The sequence below is a fragment of the Mucilaginibacter paludis DSM 18603 genome, assembly GCF_000166195.2.
Classification (GTDB): domain Bacteria; phylum Bacteroidota; class Bacteroidia; order Sphingobacteriales; family Sphingobacteriaceae; genus Mucilaginibacter; species Mucilaginibacter paludis.
The window spans coordinates 5,926,155-5,952,179 of the sequence record NZ_CM001403.1 but is presented as its reverse complement, the minus strand read 5'-3'; the positions used below and the strand labels follow the sequence as shown (position 1 = coordinate 5,952,179).

The following is a 26,025-nucleotide window of genomic DNA, read 5'->3' as shown; positions in this document are numbered from 1 at the left end:
ACAGAGTAACTAAAAGATGCGGAAAAGCAGGAATAAAGGCAGCACTTTTTTTATTTGCAAAAGCGCGCAACTATCACCAGGCAGCAAAGTCGCGCGTTATTAGCGGCCAGATTACATTGCGCTAATGGCACATACTAATAATAAATGTCGGTTAAGATTAAGCTAAAGTCACCAATGCACTTTCAAAACACCATGGACCATGGACCATGGACTTATTTATCTATGTCTACCCGCACCAGTTAAACTGCCTTAAATTGCGGATGAAGCATTACCTGCGCGGCTATACTTTGCAGTTCTTCGCCAGTAAAAATGCCCAGCCCATCAAACCGTGCTGTTCGTAGACTCTGTCTACGAACCCGTATGCCGGTAGTCTCTGACTACCGGTTAAAACCTTCACCTTTTCATAGGATCGAATGATGTACATATGGTTTAGAACAGGCAATCAAAATGCTTACCTTAATTCTCAAACATATGATCATCGGCATGATGAAACTGAATTGGCTCGAAAGAATGTGTAGAACGAAGAACAAACCTAAAGTCATTTTAGCCGGTAGTCAGAGACTACCAGCATACAGGTTCGCAGACAGAGTCTACGAACAGCTGGTCACGCGCATAATCAAGCCAGTCGGCCGCAGGGTCGGCTGCATAGATGCCGAATGTATTAGCCTTACTTGCAGGCTTTAGCTGCAATAATCGCCTGGTTTGCCCAACCCTGATTTCAAATTCCTTCATGTGCAAATTCCTTTCTTCTCTATACTGTTCAACCAATTCCCTGGTACGTGCTTCAGCCTCCTCGCGCTCTATCCGCTCGCATTTTAACAAATCTGAGGCTGGATTTTTTTGCTGCTTGTTCATGGCTATTCATCAGGCTGTTGGCCATATTTTAAAGGTATTTTCGTATTGATCATCCGCGTTGCGGATGATGATCGACAGAAACTCCTTCCTATCCGGGAAGTGCTGATCTACAGTCCGGTATATTTGCTGGAGCAGGCTACCCAGCCGTTGCTCAAAATCAACCTTGCTGATGCTGATCAGAATTTTATTACCCACTTCTACTACGGTGCCATGTTCGCCCAGTTCATTCTTTAAAAGGTGCAGTACACCGGTGCTCAAACTTTGTATAGTTAGTTCTGCGATGGAAATCAGTTGGTTCACGATGTTAAGTTGTTAAGTTAAAGTACATATCTTACCAAATCAGGCTCGCTTTAGGCCGCAGTACATACATCAATGGGCTGGCGGCAACCTCCATCGTTCGGTAGTGGTATAAAAATCCCGCTGGCATAACTAATCGTTGTTAGGCTGCTTGTCCGGATCGACAGCATCTCCATTGATGCCGATTGGCTCCGCGCCAAGCCCTGCATCCATTGGATCTCCGCCAACGGCATTCATCCGTCGTGATAACTCTTCTGGCAAGCCGCTTTGCAATACATGTTTTTTCTTGATATGAGTATCATCAGCGGTGCTTATCGCACGGGTAATGTTCTTTTTTGTGTTTGCTTTCATGGTATTTCGTCAACAAGGCCCTCTCCAGATTTTATGATAATAACGATCCTGACGAAGCTTATGATGTAAACTCAACAGATTATTTTTATTTATCGCTTACCCGTACAGGATGCTTTAGAAATTTGCCCGGCAAAAAGCCCTAATTATAGCAATGAACCTTTATTTATTCAACGGAGTTATACCCCCACGGAGTGGCTTGCAAAGTTTTCATTACCATAAAATTGATCACTTATTAGGTTATGCTTAGCAAAAATGCTATTTTAATCCATTAACCATCCAAGCTCAATTTGGTTTTAAATTTTTAAAAAACTTTTAACCAGGCAACCCGCTTATTTTCCTCCATGAAGCTTAAACCCAGCTACCGCGAAAAGCTAAGCAAAAAAATCCGGCGGCAGCCCGAAGTGTACGCTTGGTAACATTTTTACACAACCGCTATCAGAAATGTTTATTATTTTTGAGTAATGCACGCCGATTTTGAAAACTACCTGAAAACCCATACCCGTCTGCCGGAAGATGCTATCCTGCGGATAAGCGGCCGTGCAACATCAAGGTTACTGCGCCGCAACGAGTACCTGTTTCGTGAGGGCGAAACTTGCCGCCATAAGGTGTTTGTAGTAAGCGGATTGCTGCGCACCTTCAGTACTTCTGCCGAGGGTGCCGAACATATTGTGCAGTTTTCGCCCGAGAACAGTTGGACGCTGGATGTTGAAAGCTATGACAAGCAGATTCCCTCACGTGTTAGTATCGGCGCAGTTGAACCAAGTACGGTACTGTGTTGGAACCGGGCCGACTTTAACACCTTACTGGCCGAAATCCCACAGCTGAAAAAATTTTCGGAACAGTTAATAGCGAGGAATATTTACGACAGCAGGCGACGAATATTAACAACACTAAGTGCCACATCAGAGGAAAAGTACGAAGACTTTGTTCAAAACTACCCAGGCTACGTGTCAAGATTACCGCTGCGTATGGTAGCCGCTTATCTTGGCATATCACTTAAAACATTAACCCGCATACGCCACGCACAGCTTCAGCGCTAAATACAATTATGGTCAAATGACGTCGTTTTGTTATTGCCTATAGCCCAACTTTGCAATAAAAAAACAATTAACTTATGCGTGTATTTGTTACTGGAGCATCCGGATTTGTAGGCTCCGCTATTGTAAAAGAACTCCTATCATCTGGCCACCAGGTACTCGGATTGGTGCGCTCGGATAGTGCAGCCCAAAAATTGACAGCAAGCGGGGCCGAAGTGTGCCTGGGCGACGTCAATAATATTGAAATCATCCAGCGTGCTGCAAGCACTTGCGATGCCGTTATCCATACGGCCTTTAACCACGACTTTTCGCAATATAAAGCCAATTGCGAAGCCGACCGTATTGTGATTGAAGCTTTTGGAGAAGCACTTATGGGTTCTGAAAAGCCTTTAGTAATTACCTCTGCGTTGGGCCTTTTGAACTATGACCGCCCGGTAACAGAGGATGATGCTTTACAGGTTAGTTCGACCATAGTACCGCGCGCCGCTTCAGAAGAGGCTGCGACCGCTGTAAGCGCCAAAGGTGTACGGGTTTATGTTGTACGCTTGCCGGCAAGCGTTCATGGTAGCGGCGATCATGGTTTTATACCGGTGGTTATTAATACCGCCAGGGACAAGGGCGAATCTGCCTATGTTGGCGAAGGCCATAACCGCTGGCCAGCGGTGCACAGGGATGATGCGGCAATTGTTTACCGTTTGGTTGTTGAAAAACAACCATCACTAAAGGTATTGCATGCGGTAGCTGAGGAAGGTATTGCCTTTAAACAAATTGCCAAAGTAATTGGTGATGGACTGCACCTGCCGGTTATTAGCAAAACCGGAGATGATATTGCCGCGCACTTTGGTTGGTTTGCACATTTCGCCTCGATAGATTGCCCCTCCTCAAACAAAAAAACAGTTGAACAACTTGGATGGGAGCCGAAAGGTGCTGGATTGATAGAGGACATCAAGAACGCGGGTTATTTATAGCAGTAAACTGATTAGATGCCAAGGGACCGATCTCAAGTCCTTTTGGCATTTTTTTAATACTGAGCGTGCTGATGATCTAATTTAAGAATACTGATTGTCGGAGCAAAATAAGCGCTTGATAATCAGCGCACCCGATATGCTGCATACTTATCGCGCGCAAAAGGTCGTATGTATGAAATGGTTCGATAGATGATGTAAAAGAGTTCTTGAAAAAAAGGTTGTAGCTTAATAGTGAACCATTAACAAACACTTTAAACCAAGAACTCATGAAACAAGGTACACAATTAGATTTTAGCGGACAAACTATTTTTGTTGGCATAGATGTACACAAGAAGTCCTGGAAGGTCAGCCTTCGCAGCACCCATATGGAGCTAAAGACGTTTTCCCAGGAACCTTCACCTAAGGCCTTAAGCGGGCATCTACAACAGAACTATCCTTCGGCCGATTACAGGCTCGTTTACGAAGCCGGTTTTTGCGGCTTTGGCTATCAGCGACAGTTTAGTGAGCTGGGGATGTCCTGCATCGTCGTAAATCCTGCCGATGTCCCGCTGACAGACAAGGAAAAGCAGCGCAAATCAGATACGGTCGATTGCCGGAAACTCAGTAAAACATTAAGTGAAGGAGCCCTGAAAGGTATCTTCGTGCCTGGCATCGAGCAACAGGATGACCGCGGTATTATCCGTGTTTACCAGCAAATGATCAAAGATCAGACACGCTATAAGAACCGAATAAAAGGATGGCTTAACTTCCAGGACCAGTCGGTGACGGTAGACACCGATAAATACTGGTCGAATCATTATATCTGCCTGCTCAAGGCCCTTTGCTTGCCTTCATCAGCACGGATCAACCTGGATATTCTGCTACAGGGATACCAGCAGACCCGTATCATGGTACTCACAGCCACCAGGGAAGTCAGAGCCCTATCCAGGCAGCCACGTTATCAACAAATTATAAAACTGATCCGGACCATCCCCGGTATAGGCGAGATTACCGCCTTATTATTTGTCACAGAGATCGGCGACATTGAACGCTTTGATTCCCTGGATGCCTTGTGTGGATATATAGGCTTGGTACCGGATATGCATAGTTCCGGCGATCAAAAAATCATATTGGGGCTCACTAAAAGAGCTCATCATCAATTACGGGAGAAGCTTATCGAGGCCTCTTGGATAGCTGTCAGGCTCGACCCGGCCATGACGCTGGCTTTCAATAACCTTTGCAAAAAAATGAAAAAGAATAAGGCCATCATCAGGATAGCTAAAAAAATGCTCAACCGGATACGGTTCGTTATGAAGAATCAAAAACCTTACGTAACTTCGGTTGTCAAATAAGTCCACAAGGACAAATGCCTGATAAAGCCGGTTTGGTTTTTTTATGAAATGGGCAAACCGAAGCGAGGGATCTGCGGCCCGAAAGGTGTCTGCTATACAAAAGGTTACGGTTGCCCTTTTATCCAAATAATTTGAACGCGATCCTGCAGCCTGCAAAGTGTCTGCTTATAGGAGGTTAGCTGGTCATTTATCAACGCATTAAAATAAAAATTCGTGAAGGTTTTTTTAGCCATTCAGTGAACAGGATAAATAAAAAGCCTCCTTTGACAGAGGCCTTTATCCGTGGTTCAGCAAATCATATTGCTGGCAGGTTGCTCCTCAGCAGCGCCTGTTTCCTCTTTTGATTTGCACTGGAAAGTTAAACAAACAGGGCCATGCTTTGACCAAAAATATTTAAAACATTTAAGCAATACGTGTTATAACCCCTTTTTAAGCCCTTTTGCCTCGTTTACCTTGCATATTTCATCATAGGAGGTCCCTCCTACCGTCGGGATGACATGATGGAGACAATTAAGTATTGACAATCAAAAACTTAACAAAAAGCCATTATAAGTGATAGACCCGGCGGGCCGGGAAAAAATACGGATGATGTTTGGAACTTCGTGATATACTCTAACGCACAGGAAAAAGTGCGCAAAGGCCTGACTGCACGCCGGGCCGGGTTTGGCCTGTGGGTGGAAGGATCGGGCAGTCTTGACTTTTTGGTTACCTTTTGTGTCAAGACAAAAGTAACAGCCCTTCACGCGGCGATTGAGCGTGCCGATGATCTAATTTAAGAATACTGATTGTCGGAGCAAAATAGCACATTGATAATCAGCGCACCGAATATGATGCATACTTATCGCTTTTAAAAGATCCCTCCTACCGTCGGGATGACATGATGGAGATAGAGAGTTAAGCGTTAATAATCAATAACTTAAATAGACATTATTATAAGCAGGGATAGCGGATAAAGCTTAGGCCTGCTTTTTTGTATAGCAACCGCAATTATCGCTAATAAAATACCATCGTCTTAAACCGCGGGATAAAATGCCAAAAATATTTTTCGCCTCATACTACCTGTGCATTATTCTCTGCAAAGTTTCTGAGGTCGGCTTTGGATAGAATGGTTTTCTTTTCGTGATGTTCCAGGTGGAAGTTTTCCAGCTTTTGTAAAAGATACTGTAGGGTAAATTTCTCGGCGACGGTTAATTGGCCGGTGATCATTTTACCTACGTAGTTCATATCAACAAATACCCGGTAAAGCAATTCTTTGCCAGCATCTGTTATGGCAATATGCTTGCTTCTTTTATCTTTTAAATCAGCCCATTGCCTCACCAGGCCTTCGGCAATCAAGCGCCTGATTACTTCGGTTCCGGATGTTTTTTCCTGTAGATTATAACTGATCAATTCGCTTTTGGATAAATGATGATGGGTAAGCAAAATAGCGAGGGCCGTAAAATCTTCGCCTGTTTGCAGCGGGGTTCCTTCGAGCGCTTTTTTGATGTATGATTTTGCATAACGGCTCATAAACACAAACAATCTGCCGATGTTGTTATCCAACTGATAAGCAATTTCTAAAGCGACATTATCACTATCGCCAAACCTCACTTCGCTATTAACAGCACTACCGGCAACATCGCCAACTTTATTCAACAGAAAACCTGTAAAATCCTGGATGGAAAGTTCACGCGATTGGTTTTCTTCTTCCAGTTCCCGTACAAGATCGATCAACTGATGAATAAGTTGGTATGATTTCATGGTGCGCAAAGTTATTGCTATCGGTTAATTAATCAAATCCGGTTAATTAGCCAAATCTGTGATTTGTAAACTATCTGTTCAGCCGTCATTTTCAACCCATTGTTTTTATAATGGCCTCCGCAGCTAATCTTCCACTTTTCATGGCGGCGTTGATAGAGCCATTCATCAAATAATCGCCACAAACAAAACACTGGGCGTTTAATCTCAACACTTCGTCGTTCGCTTCATTACAAACACTATCGTCGTTAGGTAAGGCATACGCAATGTGGTACGTTTTCAGATGGGTCCAGTGTATAGCGTCAGGATACCAGAACTTCAGTTCCGTTATAACGCTGGCCCGCAGTTCGTCCTCGTTTTCCGTTGCGTGATTGCCAATAAGCGAAAGTGAGATCAATGCATCGCCGCTTTTAGAATAACACGGCGAGATACGATCCATCACAGCAATATTATTAACCAACTTGCCAGGTAGCGTATTTAACGCAATCAGCGGCATTTCAAACGGTTTTTTCTTCGCGCTAAAATACATATTGGTAACCGAATGGGGTACTGCTGTCGCTTGCCCAAAAGGAGGTAGTATGCTGGCCTGGCTGGTAGCCATTAAAATATAATCGGCGGTATAAACTACTCCCGAAGCGGTTTTTACACGGTTACCATCGATGGCGTCAACCTTTTCATTGAATATCATCTCATCAGAAGTTAAACCTTCTGCCAGCTGTAATGGTATCATCCCCATTCCTTTAGCCGGGATAGCCGCGTCGCCCTCGCCGAACATTTTAAATACAAACTCGAACATCCGGCTCGAGGTACTTAATTGGCCCTCAAGAAAAATACCCGTCATGAAGGGTTTGAAGAACTGGCTGATGATGGTTGGGCTAAAGCCCTCTTTTTGAAGGTAGGCAATGGTTGTGATCTCCTGCTCAGCAAATATCTCTTCGATGGTTTTGCGGCCCAGTTTTAGTTTAAGCCTCAGCATCCGCAACTTATCGGTTAAGGTACCTGCGGACGACAATAGGGTTGAGATCAGGGAGCTGGGCCTACGTACAGGATCGCCAATGCTGGTGGCACCTGCGGTATTCAAAATCAGCGCGCCGGGATCAAACCGGCAAAGATCGAGCTTGCTATAATTTAAAAAGCGTTTAGTTTCCGGATAGGCCGTCAGTAAAACCTGGAAACCACGGTCGAGCAGGAAACCATTTACTTCATCCGTCCTCACCCGTCCGCCTACCGCATCAGAAGCTTCAATCAGCAATACCGATTTGCCTGCTGCCTTTAAAACCTTAGCCGCTGTTAAACCCGCTAAGCCAGCACCAATGATAATTACCTGTGCATCTTTTTCCATAGCTTATAGCAGGGCTTGGGTATTGCTTTCTAACAGATGGGGTTCAATGCCAGGTTTAGCATAAGCCAAACGGCCAATGGGCTGCGGAAGAAAATAGGCATCCAACCCGGCTACAGTTACGGTTCCGGCTTTAGCATGATCAACCGTTCCATCTTCGGCAATCATGGTGTCATCGGCCAGTATCTGCACTATCTCGCCGATAACGATGGTTGTGCCATTAATTTCCATATCCAATAGTTCGCGCAGCTCCAAACCGATGCGAATGGTTGACTGGCCTACAAAGGGAGCTTTAAAACCGCTGACATATTGCTTTTTAAAGCCGCAGGTATTGAACTCGGACACGCCCGACGGATAGCTGGCGCTGGTTTGATGCGCCTGCAAATACCATTGGGGCAAAACGTTGTTTAAAGTATACTGCCCGGTTGCTTTGATATTACGAAGGGTATCGTTATGCTCACGTTCGGGCCGCATAACCAGGCCCACCAAAGGCGGGTTTGCCCCAAGGTGAAAAGTGGAACTAATTAAGCACAAATTGGTAATACCATCATTACTGGTGGTGCTTAAAAGGTTTAAAGAGCGGTATCCAATCAGGCTGTTGATCAGGCTTGTACGATATTGCTTTTCCAGCTGACTAATCTCATCACTTTTTATGCTTATCATATTAACTTGTTTTTAATTTGCCCAGGCCGCCATCTACCCCTATTACCTGGCCGGTTATCCAACTACTATCGGTGGATAATAAAAACGCCACCAGGCGGCTGATGTCTTCCGGCTGGCCAATTTTACCTAAAGGATGCCGTTTGGCGGATGCCTCCCGTTTTTCGGGCGAGCTGAGCAGATTTTGCGCCAATGGGGTATCGGTTAATGATGGTGCCACCACGTTTACCCTTACCTGCTGATAGGCCAGCTCGGCAGCCAGCGTTAACGCCATTCCCTCAACCGCACCTTTTGCGGCGGCAATACTGGCATGGTAAGGCATCCCCGTTTTGGCAGCTACTGAACTGATTAGAACGATGGATGCCCCTGCGGCACTTTTTAACTGCTTGCTGGCTTGCTGAATGATACGGGCCGCGCCCACAACATTGAGCTGGTAATCGTTCAAAAAATCGTCGGCTGTTAACCTGTTGAAGGGCTTAAGGGTTATGCTGCCAACCGAATAAACCAGGCCGTGCAGGTGTGCGGGTAAAAACATTTCAAGGGCATCAATATTACCGGTAACATCGGCACTCAAATAATGAACACCATCCGGCCACTCCTCTGACGAGGATCTTGAAACTGCGTAAATGTTTGCATTTTGCTGATGAAGCAACTTAACCAATGATAAACCGATGCCCGAACTACCGCCTACCACCAGGATATTTTTCCCACTAAGATTCATGATCCGATATATTTAAGAAATTCGTTTTTCGTTTCCGGGTTTAAAAATTGCCCGCCGTACTCGGCAGTCAGGGTGGTACTGCCAGCATCCTTTATGCCACGGCTGGATACACAATGATGGTGGGCATCCACAACAACGGCCACATCCTCGGTGCCCAGGGCCTCTTTCAGCATATTGGCAATTTGCATGGTTAGCCGCTCTTGCACCTGGGGCCTTTGGGAGCAGTACTGAACAATGCGGTTCAGTTTTGAAAGGCCAATTACCTGCCCGTTACTGATATAGCCAACGTGGGCCTTGCCCACAATAGGCACAAAGTGATGCTCACAATTGCTAAAAACAGCAATGTTTCGTTCTACCAGCATCTGGTTGTATTGATAGGGATTTTTAAATAATGTAGGCTTGGGTTTATTAGCCGGATTAAGGCCGCTGAATATCTCTTTCACATACATTTTAGCTACCCTTTGTGGTGTATCTTTTAAACTGTCATCGCCCAGATCCATGCCCAGCACCTCCATAATGCCTGCAAAATGTTGAGCTATCAGGTCTATTTTGGTATCATCATCCATATCAAACGCGTTAGCCCGCATGGGGGTATCAAGTGCGGAGCTGTAGTGATCCTGTTCAAGGTGCATCACATCATGCTCAATGGTTATTTCATTCACGGTGTTGTTATTTATCATCAAAATATAAGGGGAGTTTGTACAAAGTTGATCAGCATAGCTTAGGTAGGCTTAAAGTTTAATGTGTTGATAGTTTTCCATTACCTGGTCAAAGCACAGTTTAAACCATGGCGTATAGTCTTCGGGCTTTTCAACCAATTTTAATGCAAGCAGCTCGGTATCCACATATTTAAACCCGGCTACTTCCGAAGGATCAGGTTCCGGTAACTGGTTACTTACCCCCATAAACACATGGTCGTATTCATGCTCTATAAGGCTGTTTTCAAATTCATGCCGGTAGGTAAACTGAAATAGTTCGGTAAGCTCGCACCACATCCCCATTTCCTCTTTTAAGCGGCGATGAGCAGCATCAACAGTAACTTCACCCAACCGGGGATGACTGCAACAGGTATTTGTCCACAAGCCACCAGAGTGGTACTTTTCAAAGGCTCTTTGCTGTAGCAACAGTTCACCAGCATTGTTAAATATAAATACAGAGAAAGCACGGTGCAGCATTCCAGACCGGTGCGCCGCCAATTTATCCATCGTTCCAACTACTTTGTTGTTGGCATTTACCAGCATTACACTTTCTTTCAATTTTTTTGTTTTAGTTTTTTTAGTTTATCAATTTACCCAGGGGCTCAACTTGTTTTATATCAAATTTAATTTATACCTGATCAACGAATCAAACATCAGCCAAAACTTGTGTCCGTTAGAAACCCGTATACGCTGAGACATCACCTTTTGGGCAGGCACCCTGGAAATTTTATGAAACAATTGCCTGTAATATACATAAGCCAGATAAACACCCTTGCGGCAAGGTTGCGGCAATTGCCGTATACCGCTTAATGCATCGTTCAGCTCCGAAAGAATATCCTGTTCGATCACTCTTTTATCGTCGTCCGAAAACGAGGAGAGGTTGACATGAGGAAAGTACGTCCGGTTTAGATCCTGGTAATCTGCATTAACATCCCGAAGAAAATTTACTTTCTGAAATGCCGAACCCAATTTCATTGCCGGTATTTTTAAACGCTCAAACTGCTCCTGGTTGCCATTTGTAAACACATGCAGACACATTAGCCCTACAACCTGCGCCGAACCCATGATGTATTCTTCATATTTTTCGGGTGTATAGTCCTGCTCGCCAAGATCCATCTCCATACTGTTTAAAAACTGACTGATGAGATTAAGCCCGATGCCGTATTGGTTAACCACCTGTTGAAATGAATTGATCACCGGATTGACACTGATTCCGCGTTCAATTGCTTTAAAGCAATCTTCCTTCAATTCGGCAAGTAATGCCGACTTAGGATACTCGTGGAAGCTATCCACTATCTCGTCAGCCAGCCTAACAAAACCGTAGATAGCATGTATTGGACGGCGAACCTCTCTATTGAAAAAGAATATCCCCAGAGAGAAACTCGTACTGTAAAGCCGGGTTGTTTCCCTACTGCATGTAGCAGATAAGACATCAAATGTTTGTTTCATTTATAGTTGAGATTGGATAATCGAATAGTTTAAAACTTTATTGGAACCGGATTGAAACAGTCCCGCCGCGAGGCAATGCGTTGCCCGCAGGGATAACAGCCGAATAAAGTTTGTTAGTGTTTTAAATATAAACATTAATGTTAACACATTTCAGCATTAAATTGCCTAAATATATAAAGGCCTTAGACTGATGGATAAATATAGTACAATACCATACATTAAAACAAATTTTAGTATATTATTGCATTAAAATGAATGATTTTGAATTTGTTGTTTATTAAACTTGATTGAAAAACTTGATGAAACCTCAGCAACTTAAAATTTGCTTGACAATAAATACGTCAATTATCCCAGCTTATAGTTTACTAACATGTGGTGTTAAGAGCCAAATGGTTAGGCCATACCTTACGAAATCGTTTCCGTAAATAAAATCGGGCAAAGTGGTGTTGAACCGTGTTTTTTAAAGGAGATTTGGCCTAATCATTTATAAAAATCTTATGAAATCAAATTTTTTGGATAAGGTAGTAGTCATTACCGGCGGTGGTGGCGTGCTATGCAGCACAATGGCAAATGCACTCGCCGCTGAAGGCGCCAAAGTGGCAATATTGGATTTGCGGGCCGAAAATGCTGAAAATGTGGCTAACCAGATTACCCAGCAAGGCGGGCAGGCTATTGGCGTTGCCTGTAACGTTTTAAATCTGGAAAGTTTGCAGGCAGCTCACCAGGTTGTTCTGGAAAAATTGGGCCCTTGCGATATCCTGATCAATGGCGCTGGCGGTAACCACCCTAAAGGCACTACATCAAAACCTTTTTTTGAATTGGCCGACCTGGAATCATCAACCGAAGGTTTAAAAACTTTTTTCGACCTTGATCCCGAAGGTATCAAATTTGTTTTTGAACTGAACTTTATCGGTAGTTTATTGCCTACGCAAGTGTTCGCTAAAGATATGATCACCCGTCCCGGTTCATCTATCATCAACATATCGTCCATGAACGCCTTTAAGCCTTTAACCAAAATACCGGCTTACAGCGGCGCCAAAGCGGCCATATCCAACTTTACCCAATGGCTGGCTGTACACTTTGCCAAAACCGGAATCAGGGTTAATGCGCTGGCACCAGGATTTTTCCTGACCGACCAGAACCGTACCCTATTAACCAATACCGATGGATCGCTTACAGCAAGAGGAAATACCATTTTAGAGCATACACCAATGGGACGCTTTGGCGAACCTGAGGACCTGACCGGAACTTTATTATGGCTTTGCGGCGATGGATCTAAATTTGTTACCGGGGTAGTAATACCTATTGACGGTGGCTTTAGCGCATTTAGCGGCGTTTAACCAGATTTATAATTATACCTATTTTAGCATCGGGCTGATAAGCCCTGCCAATTAAAATAAAAAAGATAAATATTTTATGAGTTTAGAACAAACATGGAGATGGTACGGGCCCAATGACCCGGTATCGTTAGCAGATGTTAGGCAAGCCGGCGCTACCGGTGTTGTAACTGCCCTGCACCACATTGCCAACGGAATGGTTTGGGAAGTGGAAGAAATTAATAAACGTAAAGCCGAAGTTGAAGCGGCAGGGTTAACCTGGTCTGTGGTAGAGAGCGTGCCTGTACACGAGGACATTAAAAAACGTACAGGCAATTACCTGCAATATATTGAAAACTACAAGCAATCCATCACCAACCTGGGCGCTTGCGGTATTGATATTGTGTGCTATAACTTTATGCCGGTATTGGATTGGACGCGCACTAATCTTGATTTCAGGATGCCCGATGGATCGACAGCGCTACGCTTTGAGGCGGCGGCATTTGCCGCGTTTGAATTGTATATTTTGAAAAGGCCAGGTGCTACAGAAAGCTATTCGGCAGATCAACAAGCGAAGGCTGCCGAGTTTTTGAAGAATCTTTCAGAAGAAGACAAAGCCATTTTGATTAAAAACATTATTGCCGGTTTACCAGGTTCGGAAGAAGGATACACGCTTGAACAGTTTTTACAAACCCTTGAAACGTATAACAACATTGGCCCTAAGGAACTAAAAGCCAATTTGTTTAGTTTTTTAGAACAAGTGATACCGGCCGCCGAAGCAGCAGGAGTTTTGATGTGTATACATCCCGACGACCCTCCGTTCCCTATCCTGGGTTTACCTCGTGTTGTAAGTACAGAACAAGATATCAATGAGCTTTATGCCGCAGTACCATCCATGAACAACGGCCTTACTTATTGCACTGGCTCATTTGGTGTAAGGGCAGATAATGATTTGGCGGGCATGGTTGAAAGACTGGGCCACCGTATTCATTTTATCCATTTGCGTAGCACCAGGCGCGATGCTGAAGGCAATTTCCATGAGGCAGACCACCTTGATGGGGATGTAGATATGTATGCCGTAATGAAAGCACTTGTTGAAGAACAGGAGAAAAGAAAAGCAGCAGGAAGAAAAGATCTGCGGATGCCGTTCAGGCCCGATCATGGGCATAAAATGCTTGACGATTTAAAAAAGAAAACCAACCCGGGTTACTCTGGCATTGGGCGACTGCGAGGCCTGGCCGAATTGCGAGGTTTGGAACTGGGAATCCGCAGAAGCTTATAAATATGGCTATATCGTTGCGAGATGAAAATCCAGAAACGGATGATTACCTCCGATCACCTCGGTTGCCAGCTCGCAACGATATTTATGCAGTAGATTCGCGCTCTATTAAAGATGAACGGAGGGTGATTTTTGTATTTTCAATTCCGTTCCTGTTTTTTAGCTCACCAAAAAGCGCTTTAGCGGCTTCCTGCCCAATATGATAAGCGGGCTGGGTGATGGTGGAAAGCGGCGGGTTGAGCAATGAAGCTGTACGTAAATTAGAGAAACTGATGATCTTGAAATCCTGCGGAATTTTAAGCCCAAGATCGGCTGCAACTTCGTAGCACACCAGGGCAGCATGTTCAACAGCCGCAAAAATGCCTGTGGGCCTGTGGGCCGAAGTTAACAGTGCTTTGATCACCTGATAATCCTGATCGATATCGCCCGAACAACTGACGATATGTTGTTTATCAATAGCTATATTGTTTTTTTTCATCGCGTCCTGATATCCATGTAATCTATTTTTACTGATAGAATGCGTTTTTAGGATACCGAGGTAAGCGATGCTTCTACAGCCCTTGGCAATAAGGTGCTCCGTACCTGTAAAGGCACTTTCATAATCGTCGGTAATGATCTTCACTGTTGAGATCTGCTCACATATCCTGTCAAAAAACACTACCGGAACATGATGCTCAATGAGCGAATTGATATGATCAATATCGTCCATCTCTCCCGACATCGACATCAGTACGCCATCAACTCGCCCATTTAGTAAATGATTGCAGTAAGCAATCTCCCTGGCGCTGTTTTCGTGCGTGATATAAATCAGAACATGATATTCCTGAGCCTGGGCAATATCTTCAATCCCTTTAATTACCAATGTGAAAAAGTTATTGGCAATTTCGGGAATAATTACTGCTATGGTGTTGCTTTTGCGTTTACGTAAACTACTGGCAAAGGGGTTAGGCTGGTAATTGAGTTCTTTGGCTAATTGCCTTACCCGCTGCTTTGTTTCGGCCCCAATTTCGTAACTGTCACTTAAAGCTCTCGAAACCGTAGATATGGACAGATTTAATTTCTTAGCAAGACTTTTGATATTTACCTCTTCCATGTAGGGCTCATTTATCTATTTATTTCCCAAAATCTATGGCTACCTATTTTGTAACCCATTTTTAACTTATCGTTCTAAAGGAAAAATAAGGTTTAAAAATTTAATAAGCGGCTAAAAATAAAAGTTCGATTTTAAAGTAAACATCCGGGATCTACTATTCATACATTCCCCAAGTGCATAACTTTCCTAATTAAATACTTTAATTTCCATCACTTATTCCCTGCCAAATAACACCGGGACAATTTATAAAAGCTCAAGTATAAAATAAAATATTTAGCTTATTGGCTATCCCATGGGATTTTTTTAGTCACCAGCATCCGGACTAATTTTGATTAACCTATAAAGTTAAGGTTATAAAATATGCACACTATATCATATGGCTGCCAGCGCCAATTTATCCGGGCTTACTATTGAGTATAATGAGTGTGGTTTTACGCGGATGTATACCGCTTTCAGCGGATGTTGCCCCTTTTATACCAGGATTGGTATAAAACACATGGCTCTATCCTCTGTGAATCAAACCATCAGTTTACCAACGCCTAATCCATAGAACAACTTATTGAATTGTTGTTTAATACTGCGGAGATCCGATCTTCACAAATCAAAAAACTTCATCAGGCGGGGCTTCAAATTACTAAAGCTTTTCAATTACCGAGATTGGAAGCTTGGTGAATTTAGCTATCTGTGCATCTGGGATACCTCCTTTTTTCATTTCAATGGCAACATCATATTTCTCTTCTTCACGGCCTTTCTCAATGCCTTTCTCAATACCTTTTTCGATACCTTTTTCGATACCTTTCTCAAGACCTTCTTTGCGTCCTTCTTCACGGCCTTTCTCAATGCCTTTCTGAATGCCTTTCTCAATGCCCCTTTCTTCTGCCAACTCTTCTGCAAAAGCTATCGAGTTTTCATAGTCCCATTTGGCTTTTAAACTTGAATCGTACATTGCTTTCTCCTCCTTCGTCAGATTACTTAATTCGGCTATCTTGAATACCTGCTGGAAAATCCGCTTGTTTAATACCGTAGGGGCCGCTCTTCACAAATCAAAACAGTTAATCAGGTTGGGCTCAAATCATTACAGTTTTTCAATTACCGAGATCGGAAGCTTAGTGAATTTAGCTATCTGTGCATCTGGAATACCTTCTTTTTTCATCTCAATGGCAACATCATATTTCTCTTCTTCACGGCCCTTTTCAATGCCCTTTTTAATACCCTTCTCAATACCTTTTTCAATACCTTTCTCGATCCCTATTTCAATCCCTTCTTCACGGCCTTTTTCTATACCCCTCTCTTCTGCAAAAGCTATCGAGTTTTCATAGTCCCATTTGGCTTTTAAACTTGAATCGTACATTGCTTTCTCCTCCTTCGTCAGATTACTTAATTCGGCTATCTTGAATACCTGCTGGAAAATCCGCTTGTTTAATACCGCGGGAATTTTCTCCAGGTGGCTCATGTTTTTCAGTAAATAGAACCAACGGTCAAGGTCGGTTTCCAGTTCTTCTTCTGTTTTAACAAAATTAGGCAATTCTAAAAACTTATAACCCAATTTATTGTAAAATATTTCATGCGTATCGGTATTGGTCAGTGCTACGTTATGTAAATACCGGTCCGGGTTGCCATTCTTGAATTTGAACTCCAGTATGGCTATCAGGTATAGTTCGTCCAGTTGAATATTCCAGTGGCTCTCGCCTTTGGGCAGTTGCTCGTTGATAAGGCGCGAGGTATAAAATACGGCCCTGTCTTTAAAGTTTCGCTGCTCGGCTTTTTGCATCTCGATGATAAATTTCTCGCCATTTTTCCCGGTGCAATGCAGATCGAAAAATACTTTCTTGATTTTCTCGGTATCGCCAGCGTATTCGGTGGGGCTATAAGTTAAGTCAGCTATTTCCTTTTGGCCCAGGAATAGTTGGTTTAAAAAATCAATCAATATGTCTTTATGGGGCTCGCTTCCAAACAATCGCTTAAAGCCAAAATCGCTCAAAGGATCAATAAAGCGGCCAATTTTTTGTTCCATACGGGTTAGAATTAATGGTTCATACTCAGGGCTAAAAATAGTTATTCCGGTGGAATAGCATAGCAAAAATCTGCGGTATAAAACGAGGCCTACATCAGGCCTGTCTCGCCAAAACATCTTTGCGCCTTATAATAACATCTCCTTAAGTTATTGATTACCAGAGTGTATTTTTTCTCCTGAAATCAGTATTCTTAATTTAGAGCCGGAGCCTTACTCAGTATGACACGCCCTTTTTTGTGCGCGAAAGCTGTCCTCCTGATACTTCGTCAGGCTCAGTAGTCGAAGGACGTGCGGCATGGCCCTTTACGAGGTATTTTTGATGTGGCTTATCATTTCGATTGCCCAAGTTATTGATTATTAGCGTGTTTTTATTGCGTTAATAATCAGTATTCTTAATTTAAAGCATCGGCATGCTCAATCGCCGCGTGAAGGGCTTATTACTTTTTGTCTTGATACAAAAAAGAACCAAAAAGTCAAGACTGCCCGATCCTTCCGCCCACAGGCCAACACCCGGCCCGGCGTGCAGTCAGGCCTTTGCGCACTTTTCTTTTTGCGCAAAATAGGCCTACAGGTTCCAAACGTCATCCCTGTTTTTTCCGGGGTGAGGCCCGGTGGGTTACTCTCAATGACATAGTTTAAGATGCTTTTTAAACGTCAGTCCTATTTTTTTCAGGCTTGCCGGATCTGTTACTCAAGATCACAAGGGAAAGAAAAAAAGTCCAGAGTACCAATACGATTAACTTATTGTAAAGGAATCAACATTGTTATTTAAAAACAGAATGATCTCCTATTAATAAGTAAATTTGTTAAAAAGCAGAACTCATGGAAAAAGCTACAATTTTTGAGATTATTGCAGCTATTGTTTTAGCTGTAGCCTTTATTATTTTCCTGATAAGGAGAAATGTGAAGGATGAGGAGGATACCAATCCGGAACTAACGAAGGCTTTGGAGGAGGAGAAAAAAGATCTACCCGAGTAAAAGCTCAAAACTGTAAACCGTTACTATAGCTCCGCTACTCTCGTTGGCAAAACAAATTATTGAAAACAGGTATTGAAATTAGTTTAAAGTCTTGCCGGGCATCTCGCTGGCGGTTTTCTACAGCAGCCATTACACTAATTATCCAGCAATGCCAGCATCTTTCAATACCTGGTTCTAATGTGTTGGTCAGTCAACATTTACAGAAAAATCGATCTAAAACAACGGATTTAATCTAAAATAGCGATTGGCGCCGGCAAACGACACAACATAATCCGATTTAAAATGCGTGCTTTTTAAGTAATAATCAGTGGTGATAATTTGCGCTCCCGATTTTTGCGCGGCTTCAAAATCCCTGTAATCGTTTAAACGGGCTTGTTGGGTATCGGCGTCGGAACGGGTGCGGATAATGTATCCTTGCTTTACAAGCACAGGTATGGTACCGTCGTTAGGGTCATTACGGATCATCATAGCTGCTTCGGGTGTACCAGGCTCGGCGTTGGCAAATAGCATACGCCCCTTTAATGACGGGTGACCGGCAATATACAAATCGCGTTTATGATCTTTGGCATCCAGCAGGAACAAAAATTTGCCCTTTGCCGATTTTAACGAAGGCCACTTACCATGGCGCACAGCATCGTTCAAAGTGGTATACTTCCCGCGTACAACATCGGGAGTAATGATATTCTGCTCGCCCAGGTATTCCTTAAATTCTTTGTCAAGGGCATCAAACGTTTTTGCAGTAAAAGGCTCAGGATCGGTCAACTCTTTCGACTTGGAAACACCGTCTTTAGGTTCAATGGTAATAAAAATGGGCTTATGATCGGGATGAGCGTCAGACCATGCTTTTAACTGCTGTAAGCCGTCCTTTAGCGTAAGGCAATTGCTTCTGAAATCGAGATCAACAATATGAAACACTTTAAAACCGGGTTTTAGCATTTGGCCCTGCGGATCAAAGGGAGTTTGTCCCTTTACCCATTCCAGGCCTTTGGGATGCGCATAACGGCCGCCTTTTTCGTCCGAATAGACGTCGATCTCCAGGTTTAGCAAGCCCATATCAAGCTGATCGGTTAAACTGATGTGTTCATAATCTATTTTGCTTGCAGACACCGAATCCTTTTTCTGAAACAGGTGAAACAGTGCCGGTTCGATAGCTCTTTTGTAGCTATTGTGCGATCCGATTACTTGTATCTTATTGATAGGCAAATCATCCGGAACGGACAACAATGAAAATGGCAGTAAAGAAAAAAGAGTAGCTGTAATTAACGTTTTCATATAGCTTTAATTTACCATGTAATAAAGGCTACAAGCGTGCCGCCTTTATTACATGGTATTATTTTAATAGCCCGGGTTTTGAACCAGGCTTTGGTTTAACTTTAACTCGGTTGACGGAACCGGGAACAATTTACGAAAGTTACTTTTATCCATGCTCAATACATCATTCAGTAACGGATATTCTACCTCAAATTTACCGTAACGAATCAAATCGTTACGTCTCCAGCCCTCCCAAAACAGCTCGCGTGCGCGTTCATCCAGTAATCCATCCAAATCAATTGATGCTGTAGTGGTCGCGCCAGCGCGGGTACGTATTTTATTAACCAGTAACAAAGGTGTTTGTAACTCGCCGTTTACGCTGGTTGCGTTTGCTCCACGTAAAATAGCTTCGGCCTTCATCAGCATCACATCGGCTAACCTGAATACAGGTACATCATTGCCATTTAATCGGGTTGCCTGGGTTGTTGCCGGATCAGGGTAGTATTTTATCGATCTGACACCCTCAGCTTGCGACGCCGTAGTATTACCAACATCCATTGGTTTGGGTGGTACCAATATTAAATTGGGGGTAATTACAATTTGAGTAGTGGTACCCTGGTAATAAGCAGGTGTGGTAGTAAAACCGCCGTTACCATCCGGAACAAACTGCGGACCGTTTAACCACGTGCTTGTTCTAAAATCGCCGGGTAAATTAAAGCGGTTGTAAAACTCGGGCGTGGTACTCATGGCAATACTTAAACTTGCACTCAGGCCGTAGGCTGGGGCAAGATAAGGGTAAAAACCAAACCTGGTGAATTGGTTACCCGATATTTGCTGATCATAAGGGATGGCAAATATAGTTTCCTTGATTTGCGGACCATTGTTTGGCAAAAATATATCGCGGTACTTAGCATCAAGCGAGTAGTTGGTATTGCTTAAAACACTATCGGCCATCCTGACAACATCCGTATACCGGTTGTTAGCTGTGCCATTGTAAACATCGGCATTGAGGTAAATTTTAGCCAGTAAGGCAAAGGCCATACCTTTTGTAGGTTTACCGTATTGCAGGGTATTTGATGCTGCTACGCTGGTTTTGGAGGGTAACTGTTGCACAACGGCCAACAATTCGCTTTCGATAAACTGAAATACTTTGGCCCGGCTGCTTGTAGCCGGTATACCGCTAACCGGGTAAGTTGTGAGAATAGGTACGTTACCAAAAATATCCATCAGGAAAAAATAATACAATGCACGCATGGCACGTATCTCTGCCAGTTTAGCCGTTCTGTCGGCAGCGGTGAAATTAAATGCATTAGTTACATTTAATAAACGGTTGCACGACATGATGCCACTAAACCCCCACTGCCATACCGTTGCCACATTGGGGTGGTCAACCGTCCAGGTATGGTAATGTAACTGCCTGTACTGGCCACCATCGTCATAATTACCATCGCGGGCAGGTATAATAGCCTCATCGGTAGATAGCTCCTGCATACGCCAGTAAGCAACAGCGTAATTTGATGATAAGTTGGCATACATAGCCCCCATAGAGGCATTATAATCAGACAAGGTTGTTGGAAAATTGGATGACACGTATTGTGACTCAACAGGAACATCCAGTTTTTTACATGAAAATGTACAAATGATCACACTGATCATCATGAACATATTTATCGTTTTTTTCATTTTAATATTTCTTCGGGTTGAGGTTTGCTATTCGGTTAAAACGAAGCATTTAAGCCCACAATAAAGGTTCGGGTTTTTGGATAAAAGTTATTGTTATCGATACCTGGTGTTAAGCCGCCCATGCTGATTTCAGGGTCTACACCACGATATTTGGTGATGATGAACAGATTGGTACCCGTTAAGTATAACCTTACTGTTTTAAGGTTATTTAACATAGGCTTAAAAGTATAGCCCAACGACGCATTATCTAAACGCAGATAGGTTCCGCTTTCCAAAAACCTGTCTGATACCAGGTAGGCATTGATATCGTTAAACGATTCGCCAAGGGTAAAGCGCGGAATATTTTGCAGCTTGGAGTCGGTAGGGTTGTTTAAACCAGCCAGCGTTGCGTTCAGTATTTTGTTGCCTGCTACGCCGCGGATAAGGAAGTTTAAATCGAAATTTTTATAAGTAAAGTTGTTGCTCCAGCCGTAAATAATGTTAGGCTGCGCACTACCTGCCACTTGCTGATCGGTACTTAAAGGCTGCACCGCTGTAACAGAACCATCGGCCTTTTGGTAAGTACTTACGCCCGCTGCATTTTTACCCAAATAATGCCATAGGTAAAAAGTGCCCAATGGCGAACCTGGCTGAACAATTTGACTGTAGATACCCGATTGACCTTTACCACCAACCTGTGCCGTATAAATGTAAGGTATGGTAAATTTGTCTGTTGATAAATTGTCGATATTGTTATGGTTATGAGCAATATTAAACGATGTTCTCCAATTGAAAGATGAAGTTTTAACAGGTACTGCGTTTAAGGTGAACTCGATACCCTTGTTGGTCATTTTACCAACGTTTGCAGTATAGGTAGTGTATTGAAACTCGGTAGCCGATACCGGTAATGCATCATCAATCAAATCAGAAGTTTTTTTGATGTAATAGTCGACAGAGCCCGAAATACGATTTTTCAATAATGCAAAATCCAGGCCGATGTTGGTGGTTGCAGTACTTTCCCATTTTAAATCAGGGTTTTCGTTGCGTACCGCGTTTACCGCGTTTGATATAGTGCCATTGTTTAAGTATTTGCTATTACCTGATGATGGCGTACCATAGATAAGGATAGCCGAGAAAGCATCGAAACCTGTACTATTACCAGATACACCATAACCGGCACGTAATTTCAAATCAGAAAATACCGGGTAGTTTTTCATAAAATCTTCGTTGATGATTCTCCAGGCTGCACCTACAGCAGGGAAGTAACCGTACCTGTGGTTTACGCCAAACGCCGATGAACCATCGCGCCTTAAAGATGCCAGTAACAAATACTTATCCGAGTATTGGTATTGTATACGGCCATATTCGGATTCCAAACGTAAGGTCGAGATTGGATTGTTATCAAAATTAACTTGCGATAACGACGAAGGGTTTGAAAGGTACAGGTTGTTGTAAGTTAGCGCATCATCAGCAAAGTTTTGTGTGGCAACGCCGAAACCGTCATTGGTACGATCTTGCTGATAAGAATAACCTGCCAATAATTTAAAGCTGTTTTTTCCGAAAGCGAAATCATAATTTAAGTACGATTCGATAACCTCGTTGGTATTCAGGTATGATGCACGGCGGGCAACCCCGTTCAGGTTAACGGCCAGGCCCGATAAGCTATTTAAATAACTGGAATAGTTATTCTGATCTTTCTGGGAAGATCCCGTTAAGGTAAGCTTTAGTCCCTTTAAAATATCTAACTGTGCAATTCCGTTTACCAGTAACTTGTTATCATTAGTGAGGTAGGTATTATTATTAACCAGCGATAAAGGATTTAAAGTTCCGCTACCTGTTCTGGCATAATTCTCTTTGTACGATCCGTCCGGGTTAAACGGACTAACCGTAGGCAGGTAGAACAACATCCCCGATAATACACCGCTTTGGTAAATATCGTTTTGGTTTGTTGTGCTGTTGGTTAAGGTAATACCGAGCTTTAACCTGTCGTTAAAAAAGCGTTGGTTAACGTAGCCCTTGTAAATGATACGCTCAAGCGCGGTGCGTTGCAAAATCCCGTTATTTTTCATGTAGTTAACGCTGGCACCGTAATCGCCGGTAGCGGTTGAACTACCAAACGATACATTTTGGTTTGTTGAGTAACCTTTACGCTCTACCAGGTTTTGCCAGTTGGTGTTTGAGCCATCATCGTCTAAAGGTGATGCAAGTGGTTTAACACCGTTATCAGCCAGGTACTTGCGAAGCTCGCCTGCACTCAGCATATCAATTTTTTTGGCTACATTCTCTAAAGCGCCGTAGCTGCTGTAAGATAATCTGCTTTGGCCTGTTTTAGCTTTTTTGGTGGTGATAATAATTACGCCATTAGCCGCGCGCGAGCCATAGATAGCTGTTGCCGAGGCATCTTTCAATACATCGATACTCTCGATATCATCAGACGATAACAGATCTACCGATGCACCCGGTACACCATCAATAACGTAAAACGGCTCGGTAACGCCCCCGCCTACGGTACGGATGGTAGATGGGCCTCTTAAAGTTACCGACGGTTTTTGGTTAGGGTCGCCGCTTTGGGTAATGTTTAAACCGGCAATTTTACCTTGCATCAATTCGGCAGGTGTTGTTAAAACGCCGCTGTTAAAATCTTCGGACTTGATCGTTGAGATGGAGCCTATCACATCTTTTTTGCTCGACGTTCCGTAACCAATAACTACCACATCTTTCAACTGGCGTGCATCTGGCTGCAAAGCCATGTTGATGGTGTTTTGGTTGCCAGCAACAACCTCCCTGGTGGTGTAACCAATAAATTTAAAACTGATAACGCCTGCTGGGCCGTTAACCGCAATACTATAAGCACCTTTGGTGTTGGTGGCGGTTACAGTGTTAGTACCCTTAACGCTAACGGTAACACCGGGCAGGGGTAAATTAGCTTCGTCTACAACGGTACCGGTAATGGTACGCTGCTGATTTTGTGCGAACACGGCTGATGCACATTGCATTACAAGCAAAAGCACAAGGCCTGCTTTGATGGCAACATTACAAAATGACCTTAAAAATAAGGTGTACACTTTTTTCATGAGTGGATTGTTAATAATTGAAGGGTGAGTTTAATAAACTGTTTAAATGAATAGAATACATACCGGTAAGTGATCATCTACCAGCAATACGTTTATCATTACCCCACCCCCTAATACTTAACAATTATTTAATACACTTTTTGAAATTTTAATAATGCCCACTCATGCTAAGTCAAGAGTACTAAGTCCGGAGTGTTGAGTCAAAATCCGACATTACTAATTGATTATTAATAACTTTCGCTCAATAACAATCAACATTTTATCGTTACCAAGCCACTATACGCCTGGCAGCCAAAACCAAACGGAGAACACTAATAACCAGCATTTTGACTGAGCTGTGGATTCAGTTGCATTTGCGTTGCCGGCACCGGGTAAATACGATGGTTAGGGTCGGTATCGGTTTTATAGCCCCATTTGCTTTCCCATTTTCCAAAACGGATCAGATCGTTACGGCGCCAGCCCTCAAAAGCCAGTTCGCGGCCACGCTCATCCAATATATCCTGTAAACCTACGCTGCTTAGTGCCTTAGCGCCCGAACGCGCCCTTACTTTATTAACCAGGCTTGCTGGTGTATCGCCAAATGTGCCATCCGCCCCGCGCAAAATGGCTTCTGCTTTGGTTAAAATCACATCTGCCAACCGGAATACAGGTACATCGTTGCTCTGGTTACGGGTTAGCGAAGTTTTATCAGGATAGAATTTATTATTGCGATAGCCTTTAGCTTTTCCCAGTTCGTCGTTCCCCACGTCGAGCTTCAGCGCATCCACCGTCGGATCGAGCGTAAGATTTGGCGTAAACGTAAGCTGATAGCTTACCGGGGCGCCCGCATCGGCCCCTTTATAAGTTTGGTCGAGCCCGGCTTTGGTGGTTTGGATTAAAATGGGATTACCCTGGTTATCAAATTGTTTACCTACCAGCCACTGCTTCATGCGCACATCGGCAGTATCGGTATAAAGTTGATAAAATTCCGGCAGGGTAGCCATCGGGTCGCTCGGAATAAAAGGGATACCGTACTTATCCTTTAAAGCAAAATGTAAGCTGTACCTGGCAAAGTATTGCCCGGTGGCTACATTGTTATCATAGGGCACGGCCAGTATAAATTCGGTTATCTGCGGGCCGTTGTTAATATCAAACATAGCCAGGTAATTGGCATCGAGCGCAAATTTTTTGCTCTGCATAATACTGTCGCACATGGCAACAGCATCGTTATAACGGGGTACCGAAGTATAACAGGCCGAGTTGATGTACATTTTGGCCAGCAGTGCAAACGCTGCCCAGCGTGTGGGCCTGCCATAGGTTGCAGCGCCGGTGGCGGTACTTAAATCGGGCAAGGCCAATTTAACCTCGCTTTCTATGTATTGGAACACCTCGGCCCGGTTGGTGGTAGTTAATGGCGTTGCATCGCCAAAGGTTTTAATTAAGGGTATGTTACCATACAAATCCATCATTAAAAAGTTAGTTAGCGCCCGCATCATCCGTATTTCGGCTATCGAGGTGCGTTTATTGGCATCATCAGGCAGGGTACTAAACAGGGCCATAATGCGGTTACAGGTATTCACCCCGGTAAAGCCCCATTGCCAGGTGGTGTTCACCAGGTCGTGGTCTATCGTCCAGCTATGGTAATGCAAATCGCGCCATTTGCCACCATCATACCAGTTACCTGCCCGGGCTACAATAAGCGCCTCGTCGGTACTTAGTTCTTGCATAAACCAGTACGACTGGGCGTATTGCGCCCGCAATTGCGTATAAACCGGCCCCATGGCTGCAATGTACTCGGCCTGTGTTTTGGGGAAGTTGTCGGCGGTTAACTGTGATTCCACCGGGACATCCAGTTTGGTGCAGCCCGAACCAGCGATAACGAACATCCAGATTATCACTATAAAACAGCGGTATGATGATTGAATTTTCATTGGCA

General features: G+C 43.6%; 22 protein-coding genes and 1 pseudogene. 6 read left to right on the top strand and 17 right to left on the bottom strand.

Annotated features, from left to right (window positions below):
- Window positions 1–561: 561 nt before the first annotated feature.
- From MUCPA_RS24995 to MUCPA_RS24985, 3 genes are all read right to left on the bottom strand, one after another.
- Window positions 562–855 carry a hypothetical protein gene (locus tag MUCPA_RS24995; RefSeq protein ID WP_008510163.1) on the bottom strand — a complete coding sequence of 98 codons (294 nt, stop codon included), beginning with the start codon at window positions 853–855 and terminating at the stop codon, window positions 562–564.
- A 9-nt stretch (window positions 856–864) separates the two neighbouring features.
- Complete coding sequence (locus tag MUCPA_RS24990; RefSeq protein ID WP_008510162.1) at window positions 865–1,155, bottom strand: hypothetical protein; 291 nt, start codon at window positions 1,153–1,155, stop codon at window positions 865–867.
- A gap of 129 nt (window positions 1,156–1,284) precedes the next feature.
- The gene (locus tag MUCPA_RS24985) at window positions 1,285–1,503 is read right to left on the bottom strand and encodes a hypothetical protein (RefSeq protein ID WP_008510161.1); all 219 of its coding nucleotides are present in this window, start codon (window positions 1,501–1,503) and stop codon (window positions 1,285–1,287) included.
- A gap of 461 nt (window positions 1,504–1,964) precedes the next feature.
- On the opposite strand from MUCPA_RS24985, the gene MUCPA_RS24980 reads away from it, so the two are divergent.
- The 3 genes from MUCPA_RS24980 to MUCPA_RS24970 all read left to right on the top strand — a co-directional run bounded on the left by MUCPA_RS24980 (window position 1,965) and on the right by MUCPA_RS24970 (window position 4,839).
- Window positions 1,965–2,543, top strand: a complete 579-nt coding sequence (locus tag MUCPA_RS24980; protein WP_008510160.1) for a Crp/Fnr family transcriptional regulator — start codon at window positions 1,965–1,967, stop codon at window positions 2,541–2,543.
- Between the two features lie 74 nt (window positions 2,544–2,617).
- Window positions 2,618–3,508, top strand: a complete 891-nt coding sequence (locus MUCPA_RS24975) for an SDR family oxidoreductase (RefSeq protein WP_008510159.1) — start codon at window positions 2,618–2,620, stop codon at window positions 3,506–3,508.
- A 266-nt stretch (window positions 3,509–3,774) separates the two neighbouring features.
- A complete protein-coding gene (locus MUCPA_RS24970) occupies window positions 3,775–4,839 on the top strand; it encodes an IS110 family RNA-guided transposase (RefSeq protein WP_008503956.1) in 1,065 nt (354 codons plus the stop codon).
- Window positions 4,840–5,889: 1,050 nt separating this feature from the next.
- Here MUCPA_RS24970 and MUCPA_RS24960 read toward each other — a convergent pair.
- The 7 genes from MUCPA_RS24960 to MUCPA_RS24930 form a co-directional block, all read right to left on the bottom strand.
- On the bottom strand, window positions 5,890–6,579 hold the full coding sequence (locus tag MUCPA_RS24960; RefSeq protein ID WP_008510158.1) for a MarR family winged helix-turn-helix transcriptional regulator: 690 nt from the start codon (window positions 6,577–6,579) through the stop codon (window positions 5,890–5,892).
- 91 nt (window positions 6,580–6,670) lie between these two features.
- Window positions 6,671–7,918, bottom strand: coding sequence for an NAD(P)/FAD-dependent oxidoreductase (locus tag MUCPA_RS24955; protein WP_008510157.1), 1,248 nt, complete (start codon window positions 7,916–7,918; stop codon window positions 6,671–6,673).
- A 3-nt stretch (window positions 7,919–7,921) separates the two neighbouring features.
- Complete coding sequence (locus MUCPA_RS24950) at window positions 7,922–8,578, bottom strand: flavin reductase family protein (protein ID WP_008510156.1); 657 nt, start codon at window positions 8,576–8,578, stop codon at window positions 7,922–7,924.
- A 1-nt stretch (window position 8,579) separates the two neighbouring features.
- Window positions 8,580–9,296, bottom strand: a complete 717-nt coding sequence (locus MUCPA_RS24945) for an SDR family NAD(P)-dependent oxidoreductase (RefSeq protein ID WP_008510155.1) — start codon at window positions 9,294–9,296, stop codon at window positions 8,580–8,582.
- Window positions 9,293–9,958 carry a GTP cyclohydrolase I FolE gene (gene folE / locus MUCPA_RS24940; RefSeq protein ID WP_233276790.1) on the bottom strand — a complete coding sequence of 222 codons (666 nt, stop codon included), beginning with the start codon at window positions 9,956–9,958 and terminating at the stop codon, window positions 9,293–9,295. Before folE ends, MUCPA_RS24945 begins: the two co-directional genes overlap by 4 nt.
- A 69-nt stretch (window positions 9,959–10,027) precedes the next feature.
- Entirely contained in the window at window positions 10,028–10,552 is a 525-nt protein-coding gene (gene idi, locus MUCPA_RS24935; RefSeq protein WP_040626403.1) for an isopentenyl-diphosphate Delta-isomerase, read from the bottom strand.
- A gap of 54 nt (window positions 10,553–10,606) precedes the next feature.
- Window positions 10,607–11,443 carry a phytoene/squalene synthase family protein gene (locus tag MUCPA_RS24930; RefSeq protein ID WP_008510152.1) on the bottom strand — a complete coding sequence of 279 codons (837 nt, stop codon included), beginning with the start codon at window positions 11,441–11,443 and terminating at the stop codon, window positions 10,607–10,609.
- 497 nt (window positions 11,444–11,940) lie between these two features.
- Here MUCPA_RS24930 and MUCPA_RS24925 point away from each other — a divergent pair, with 497 nt between their 5' ends.
- Complete coding sequence (locus MUCPA_RS24925) at window positions 11,941–12,783, top strand: SDR family oxidoreductase (protein ID WP_008510151.1); 843 nt, start codon at window positions 11,941–11,943, stop codon at window positions 12,781–12,783.
- Window positions 12,784–12,859: 76 nt separating this feature from the next.
- Window positions 12,860–14,041, top strand: a complete 1,182-nt coding sequence (uxuA, locus tag MUCPA_RS24920; protein ID WP_008510150.1) for a mannonate dehydratase — start codon at window positions 12,860–12,862, stop codon at window positions 14,039–14,041.
- An 82-nt stretch (window positions 14,042–14,123) separates the two neighbouring features.
- Here the strand turns inward: uxuA and MUCPA_RS24915 are convergent, their stop codons facing one another.
- The 3 genes and pseudogenes from MUCPA_RS24915 to MUCPA_RS24905 form a co-directional block, all read right to left on the bottom strand.
- Window positions 14,124–15,131: a LacI family DNA-binding transcriptional regulator gene (locus MUCPA_RS24915; RefSeq protein ID WP_008510149.1), complete on the bottom strand. Its 1,008-nt coding sequence runs from the start codon at window positions 15,129–15,131 to the stop codon at window positions 14,124–14,126.
- A 634-nt stretch (window positions 15,132–15,765) separates the two neighbouring features.
- A pseudogene (locus MUCPA_RS38550) lies at window positions 15,766–16,158 on the bottom strand (Rpn family recombination-promoting nuclease/putative transposase); the annotation flags it as partial.
- Window positions 16,159–16,206: 48 nt separating this feature from the next.
- Window positions 16,207–17,145 carry an Rpn family recombination-promoting nuclease/putative transposase gene (locus MUCPA_RS24905; RefSeq protein ID WP_008510147.1) on the bottom strand — a complete coding sequence of 313 codons (939 nt, stop codon included), beginning with the start codon at window positions 17,143–17,145 and terminating at the stop codon, window positions 16,207–16,209.
- Window positions 17,146–17,967: 822 nt separating this feature from the next.
- On the opposite strand from MUCPA_RS24905, the gene MUCPA_RS37895 reads away from it, so the two are divergent.
- On the top strand, window positions 17,968–18,123 hold the full coding sequence (locus tag MUCPA_RS37895) for a FeoB-associated Cys-rich membrane protein (protein ID WP_008510146.1): 156 nt from the start codon (window positions 17,968–17,970) through the stop codon (window positions 18,121–18,123).
- Window positions 18,124–18,336: 213 nt separating this feature from the next.
- On the opposite strand, the gene MUCPA_RS24900 is transcribed toward MUCPA_RS37895, so the two are convergent.
- The 4 genes from MUCPA_RS24900 to MUCPA_RS24885 all read right to left on the bottom strand — a co-directional run bounded on the left by MUCPA_RS24900 (window position 18,337) and on the right by MUCPA_RS24885 (window position 26,020).
- The gene (locus tag MUCPA_RS24900; protein ID WP_008510145.1) at window positions 18,337–19,395 is read right to left on the bottom strand and encodes a phosphatidylinositol-specific phospholipase C1-like protein; all 1,059 of its coding nucleotides are present in this window, start codon (window positions 19,393–19,395) and stop codon (window positions 18,337–18,339) included.
- 63 nt (window positions 19,396–19,458) lie between these two features.
- Window positions 19,459–21,057: a RagB/SusD family nutrient uptake outer membrane protein gene (locus MUCPA_RS24895; protein ID WP_040626401.1), complete on the bottom strand. Its 1,599-nt coding sequence runs from the start codon at window positions 21,055–21,057 to the stop codon at window positions 19,459–19,461.
- A gap of 35 nt (window positions 21,058–21,092) precedes the next feature.
- A complete protein-coding gene (locus MUCPA_RS24890) occupies window positions 21,093–24,110 on the bottom strand; it encodes a SusC/RagA family TonB-linked outer membrane protein (RefSeq protein WP_008510143.1) in 3,018 nt (1,005 codons plus the stop codon).
- A gap of 311 nt (window positions 24,111–24,421) precedes the next feature.
- A complete protein-coding gene (locus tag MUCPA_RS24885; RefSeq protein ID WP_008510142.1) occupies window positions 24,422–26,020 on the bottom strand; it encodes a RagB/SusD family nutrient uptake outer membrane protein in 1,599 nt (532 codons plus the stop codon).
- Window positions 26,021–26,025 lie beyond the last annotated feature (5 nt).

What these genes read in the sequence shown, in the direction of transcription:
- MUCPA_RS24955 (WP_008510157.1), bottom strand. Translation starts at nt 7,918, where the DNA reads ATGGAAAAAGATGCACAGGTAATTATCATTGGTGCTGGCTTAGCGGGT.
- MUCPA_RS24885 (WP_008510142.1), bottom strand. Translation starts at nt 26,020, where the DNA reads ATGAAAATTCAATCATCATACCGCTGTTTTATAGTGATAATCTGGATG.
- MUCPA_RS24895 (WP_040626401.1), bottom strand. Translation starts at nt 21,057, where the DNA reads ATGAAAAAAACGATAAATATGTTCATGATGATCAGTGTGATCATTTGT.
- MUCPA_RS24985 (WP_008510161.1), bottom strand. Translation starts at nt 1,503, where the DNA reads ATGAAAGCAAACACAAAAAAGAACATTACCCGTGCGATAAGCACCGCT.
- MUCPA_RS37895 (WP_008510146.1), top strand. Translation starts at nt 17,968, where the DNA reads ATGGAAAAAGCTACAATTTTTGAGATTATTGCAGCTATTGTTTTAGCT.
- MUCPA_RS24930 (WP_008510152.1), bottom strand. Translation starts at nt 11,443, where the DNA reads ATGAAACAAACATTTGATGTCTTATCTGCTACATGCAGTAGGGAAACA.
- MUCPA_RS24905 (WP_008510147.1), bottom strand. Translation starts at nt 17,145, where the DNA reads ATGGAACAAAAAATTGGCCGCTTTATTGATCCTTTGAGCGATTTTGGC.
- MUCPA_RS24890 (WP_008510143.1), bottom strand. Translation starts at nt 24,110, where the DNA reads ATGAAAAAAGTGTACACCTTATTTTTAAGGTCATTTTGTAATGTTGCC.
- MUCPA_RS24925 (WP_008510151.1), top strand. Translation starts at nt 11,941, where the DNA reads ATGAAATCAAATTTTTTGGATAAGGTAGTAGTCATTACCGGCGGTGGT.
- MUCPA_RS24970 (WP_008503956.1), top strand. Translation starts at nt 3,775, where the DNA reads ATGAAACAAGGTACACAATTAGATTTTAGCGGACAAACTATTTTTGTT.
- MUCPA_RS24915 (WP_008510149.1), bottom strand. Translation starts at nt 15,131, where the DNA reads ATGGAAGAGGTAAATATCAAAAGTCTTGCTAAGAAATTAAATCTGTCC.
- MUCPA_RS24950 (WP_008510156.1), bottom strand. Translation starts at nt 8,578, where the DNA reads ATGATAAGCATAAAAAGTGATGAGATTAGTCAGCTGGAAAAGCAATAT.
- MUCPA_RS24995 (WP_008510163.1), bottom strand. Translation starts at nt 855, where the DNA reads ATGAACAAGCAGCAAAAAAATCCAGCCTCAGATTTGTTAAAATGCGAG.
- uxuA (WP_008510150.1), top strand. Translation starts at nt 12,860, where the DNA reads ATGAGTTTAGAACAAACATGGAGATGGTACGGGCCCAATGACCCGGTA.
- MUCPA_RS24975 (WP_008510159.1), top strand. Translation starts at nt 2,618, where the DNA reads ATGCGTGTATTTGTTACTGGAGCATCCGGATTTGTAGGCTCCGCTATT.
- MUCPA_RS24900 (WP_008510145.1), bottom strand. Translation starts at nt 19,395, where the DNA reads ATGAAAACGTTAATTACAGCTACTCTTTTTTCTTTACTGCCATTTTCA.
- MUCPA_RS24945 (WP_008510155.1), bottom strand. Translation starts at nt 9,296, where the DNA reads ATGAATCTTAGTGGGAAAAATATCCTGGTGGTAGGCGGTAGTTCGGGC.
- MUCPA_RS24980 (WP_008510160.1), top strand. Translation starts at nt 1,965, where the DNA reads ATGCACGCCGATTTTGAAAACTACCTGAAAACCCATACCCGTCTGCCG.
- MUCPA_RS24960 (WP_008510158.1), bottom strand. Translation starts at nt 6,579, where the DNA reads ATGAAATCATACCAACTTATTCATCAGTTGATCGATCTTGTACGGGAA.